The sequence below is a fragment of the Candidatus Magnetobacterium casense genome (assembly GCF_019173545.1).
In the GTDB taxonomy this organism is placed as follows: Bacteria; Nitrospirota; Thermodesulfovibrionia; order Thermodesulfovibrionales; family Magnetobacteriaceae; genus Magnetobacterium; species Magnetobacterium cryptolimnobacter.
In genome coordinates, this window is the sequence record NZ_JABXWD010000288.1 from 1 (window position 1) to 4,650 (window position 4,650).

At 50.6% G+C, this 4,650-nt stretch carries 5 protein-coding genes; 4 read left to right on the top strand and 1 reads right to left on the bottom strand.

From position 1 onward, the window contains the following. The first annotated feature begins 63 nt into the window (after positions 1–63). Both HWQ67_RS13440 and HWQ67_RS13445 read left to right on the top strand, forming a co-directional pair. On the top strand, positions 64–588 hold the full coding sequence (locus HWQ67_RS13440) for a Uma2 family endonuclease (RefSeq protein WP_218253202.1): 525 nt from the start codon (positions 64–66) through the stop codon (positions 586–588). A gap of 21 nt (positions 589–609) precedes the next feature. Then, a complete protein-coding gene (locus tag HWQ67_RS13445; protein ID WP_218253203.1) occupies positions 610–1,437 on the top strand; it encodes a hypothetical protein in 828 nt (275 codons plus the stop codon). Positions 1,438–1,576: 139 nt separating this feature from the next. Here the strand turns inward: HWQ67_RS13445 and HWQ67_RS20250 are convergent, their stop codons facing one another. Next, entirely contained in the window at positions 1,577–1,837 is a 261-nt protein-coding gene (locus HWQ67_RS20250; protein WP_218253204.1) for a hypothetical protein, read from the bottom strand. Between the two features lie 4 nt (positions 1,838–1,841). Here HWQ67_RS20250 and HWQ67_RS13455 point away from each other — a divergent pair, with 4 nt between their 5' ends. Both HWQ67_RS13455 and HWQ67_RS13460 read left to right on the top strand, forming a co-directional pair. After that, positions 1,842–2,519, top strand: coding sequence for a hypothetical protein (locus HWQ67_RS13455; protein ID WP_218253205.1), 678 nt, complete (start codon positions 1,842–1,844; stop codon positions 2,517–2,519). A 21-nt stretch (positions 2,520–2,540) separates the two neighbouring features. Beyond that, complete coding sequence (locus tag HWQ67_RS13460; RefSeq protein ID WP_218253206.1) at positions 2,541–4,415, top strand: ASKHA domain-containing protein; 1,875 nt, start codon at positions 2,541–2,543, stop codon at positions 4,413–4,415. Positions 4,416–4,650 lie beyond the last annotated feature (235 nt).

Here is a 4,650-nt window from a genome sequence, read left to right on the forward strand (position 1 = left end):
TGACCTGGCCAAAGACAGAGACAAACTCACCATCTCTATGGTCTATCAGTTCTAAGGGAGGCCATGCAAGGGCTAGCAGAATTATCAACCGACCTTGATTTAACGGAAATAATCAATGGAGAAAGGATTATGCCACCTAGCCCTTTTGGTAAACATCAGAGGATTAGCCAGAGAATAAATCACGCAATTTATACGTTTGTAACGGCAAAGAAAATAGGCGAGGTCTATTATTCCCCTCTTGACGTCATACTTGAAGAAGGCGTCAACAGATTACAACCGGACCTGTTGTTTATCAGCAACGAAAACATCGCTATCTTCCAGGATTGGGTCAGAGGGGTGCCCGACATGGTATGTGAGATAGTGTCAAAGGGGACATCGGCAAAAGATATGATAACAAAGAGGGATATATACCAACGATACGGTGTCCCTGAATATTGGATCGTAATCCCCGAGTTGGAGATGATAGAAATATTAACCCTCAAAGACAGCAGATATGAGCTGTTTTCGTATGCCGAGTGTTCCGGCGTGGTTAAGTCCAGGGTAATGGATGGCCTGGAGATTGACATTGAAGCAATTTTCAGGACTTGACAACGGACACCAGGAGTGTTTATGTGTGCATTAAGAGAGATGATAGTGTGTCTGTTCAACAGGGCAACGGTAACACTGTTGGGCGTTTTCTTTGTATTGTGCGGGGTACTGGATTCTTATGCCGTTGCGGGTTCCGTTTCGGCGCTGATGACTTACGAAAAGGGTGTCAGCGCCCTCAAAGACGGCAACTGCAACCGCTCCATCATGTACTTCAACAAGGCCATAGGACTCGACCCCAAGGACAAAACCCTCCGGATCGGAATGTATGACTTCGAATATACCCCTAACAGCAAACTCTCCGAGCTGCAAGGACAATGTCCGTCAGCAATCAACACCACGGTTGACATGTCAGAGGGCAATCAATCCAAGCAATCCACCACGGAACCTTTACCTCTGCCGGTCCCTCCCGTTACACCGCCAGGAGCCGATGTCCAGCAGGGGGTTGAACTTAAAATACGCCCTCCCGCTGCAGGAGACATTCAGGGAGTCTTTGATGAAAGCCTCCGAATCGACATCAATGAACAACCGTTGACTATAGCCAAAAACGGCAGTTTTTCTTCCGTGATTGTGCTAAAACCGCAAAAAATGAACCTCTTGTTAAAAGCAAATCGGGTGAGGGAAAAAAAGACCCCCTCCGTTGAATTCCCCCTGACATCGCTTGGACTCTCCGCAGAGACCATGACTAAGGACAACCTCTCACACGCCACCCTCTCTGTCTCAGGCAACGTCGCCTACGTCGGCATAGAGAGAGACGAAGTACAGGTGACTATTGACCACTCTGCACTGTCCTTTGGGCAGGGTATCAAGGTGGAATCCAATCTGCCGGTAACCTTTAAGCTAAGGTTTTGATTGGACCCGTGTGACATCAGTATCAAAAATAATATTATTTTGAACGCTTTATGAAGATAAAGGGTTATTTAAATAGAGACATTATGTCTCTGCTCATTAAAATAGCTATTATTGCGGCGTTACTTTTTTTTATCATATCTCAGTTTAACATCTCAGCCAAACGTACAATCCGCCTGGGTGTATCGGAGGCAAGGGCGGCAGAGAAATGCAAGACCATTGGTATGTTTACAACCTGCGAGCCAACCCCTACGACACCGCCGCCGCCAACACCGGAGCCAACGCCGGTTCGCACACCCAAGCCAACGCCAGAACCAACTCCTGTGCCAACTCCAAAACCTACGCCCGTGCCTACGCCAGCGCCTACTCCAAAACCTACGCCTGTGCCTACCCCTGTGCCCACGCCAGTGTCTACTGTAAAACCGACACTCACACATACGCCTGAGTCAACGCCGGTACCAACTCCTGCTCACACGTCAAAACCCACGCGCACGCCCAAACCTACGCCTGCTCAAAAAACTGTTCATGAGAAAAAAGCTCCACCTGCGCTAAGACTTACACTGACCGGTATCTCTGATGGCGCCAGCACTACAGATGAGACTATCAGCATCACGGGCAGTGTCAACACCGATGAACTGAAGATACAGGTCAGTGTCAACAACGACCCCGTACAGACGGACAGCAAGGGTAACTTCAGCCATGCAGTTAAGCTGGAGACCGGCAAGAATAAGCTCACGGTTACTGCCAGGGACGATTCCGGTCGTGTTGAGACCAAAACATACGTGATTGTCAGAAAAGAGAAGATGCCTCTGAAGATATCGCTGCAATTCCCTGACGAGGACAAGGCAACGCTACATTCAAAACCCGATGAGACAACTCTCAGGGGTAAGATCGAAGGAGGCGTAGGCCAGGTTGTCCTAACCGTCGGCAAACACAACGTCAGCGTCAATAAAGACGGTTCGTTTGCAACCACGGTGACTCTCAAACCTGGCAGAAACGTAATCGACATCGAAGTCGTAGACAAAATGGGTAATCGGGATAAGCAGTCCTGGATTATCTACAACTGCTGTGACAAATTGAAATAACAACAGCAAAGGAGCCAATCAGTGACCAAAGAGCTGCAGATAGTCGGAGAGAGGACTCTCCACGTACAGGAAAGAGAGACAATCTATGATGCCTTAAAGCGCAACGGTGTCTACCTTGCCGCTCCATGCGGAGGTAAAGGCAGTTGTGGCAAGTGCAAGGTCAGGGTGCTGCAGGGGCAGTTCGAGGTCAAGGGCTATGGCAGACTCCAAAAGACGGAGATAGATGCCGGAATGGTCCTGGCCTGTCAGAGCACGCCATCCACTGCGCTTGTCATTGAGATACCCAAGGAGTCAAAGCTCGTACTTGGTGGCAGGATCGCCATAGCGGCATTCAAGGACCCCGCCGCATATCTGACCTCATACGGGGTGACGACAGACCCGTTGGTAAAGCGTCTGGCGCTTCAACTGCCACCACCCTCCATACAGGATAACATCAGCGACCTCGAAAGAGTCAAGCGAGCAGTCAGTGAGACATCGCTGACAATGAGCTATTCCTACGAACTCGTCTCAACCCTGCACGATGTCCTGCGAGAGGGTAACTGGAATGTCTCCCTGTCCTACAGCAAACTCAACGACGTATCGGCTGAGGCCCTGTCCCTGTTTCTGCCGGACAGATGCAAGCGCAAGTTTGGCCTGGCCATAGACATTGGCACGACCACCGTGGTTGTCTACCTGGTTGATTTCACAACCGGACAGGTGCTCGATATTGGTTCAACGTATAACTCACAGACCAGATACGGCGACGACGTCATAACCAGGATAGTCTATGCCACAGAGTCAAATGGCATGGGAGACCTCAGAGACGCCGTCGTTGGCGACATAAACACGATAGTCAGCTCGTTTATGGACAAACATGCCATATCGGGCTGCGAAATAGACGGGGCAGTGATTGCGGCCAACACCACCATGTCACAGATATTCTGGGGGCTTAATCCCGCATCCATCAGGGAAGACCCCTATATCCCAACGGTCAACATCTATCCGGTGTGGAAGGCACAGGCGGCAAGGCTCTCCATAAATCCGCAGTCACCGGTCTATACGTCTCCGGCAGTTGCCAGCTACGTTGGTGGCGATGTAGTGGCCGGGATACTGGCCTCAAAGTTGTACAAAAACCCCGAGTTGTCGCTGTTTATGGACATAGGCACAAATGCCGAAGTGGCCATTGGCAACAACGAGTGGATAATGACGGCGGCCTGTTCGGCTGGTCCGTGCTTTGAGGGCAGCGGCATAAGACACGGCATGAGGGCCACACCGGGGGCCATTGATTCGGTGAAGATCGACCCCGTCACGTTGGAACTCGGCTTTGGTGTCATAGACGGCGTTGCCCCTGTGGGAATCTGTGGATCGGGGATGATCGACGCAATCGTCGAAATGTATACAACCGGTATTATAAATCAAAAGGGCATATTTGTCCCCGACAAGTCACAGCGCATACGGCAGGGACAGGAGGGACTGGAGTTCGTCTTCCACCATGATCCGGTGCTGAAGAGGGATATTGTCCTTACGCAGGTCGATATTGAAAACCTGATCAGGGCAAAGGCCGCCATTTTTGCCGGTGTTTCGTTGTTGCTCAACGAGGTGGGGATGCCCCTTGAGGCCCTGGACAGGGTGTATATCGCTGGCGGATTTGGAAACTCCCTCAACGTGCCAAAGGCCATTATGCTTGGCATGTTGCCAGACCTTGAGCGTGACAAGTACGTATTCCTGGGCAACACCTCCATTATCGGCGCATATCTGGCACTCATGTCCGACGAACTCAGACGGGAACTGGAAGACATCGCATCAAAGATGACCTACGTCGAGCTTTCCGTCGTGGGCGGATACATGGACGAATACATCTCGGCAATGTTCATCCCCCATACCGACATGACAAGATTTCCCTCCGCCGTAACGTAAGTAAAAAGAGGGAAAAAAAGGGGTGGCTCCGCTTCTGGTAGCACCACAATCAACCGTGGTTACAAGGATTTAAGCCGCTTTTATACCTGTGTAATATGGCATTGTTGTTGTGCGTGAGCAACGTGACCACGTTTGAATGGAGTGCTACCAGAAGCGGAGCCACCCCTTTTTTTCCCTCTTTTTACTTACGTTACGGCGGAGGGAAATCTTGTCATGTCGGTATGGGGGATGAACA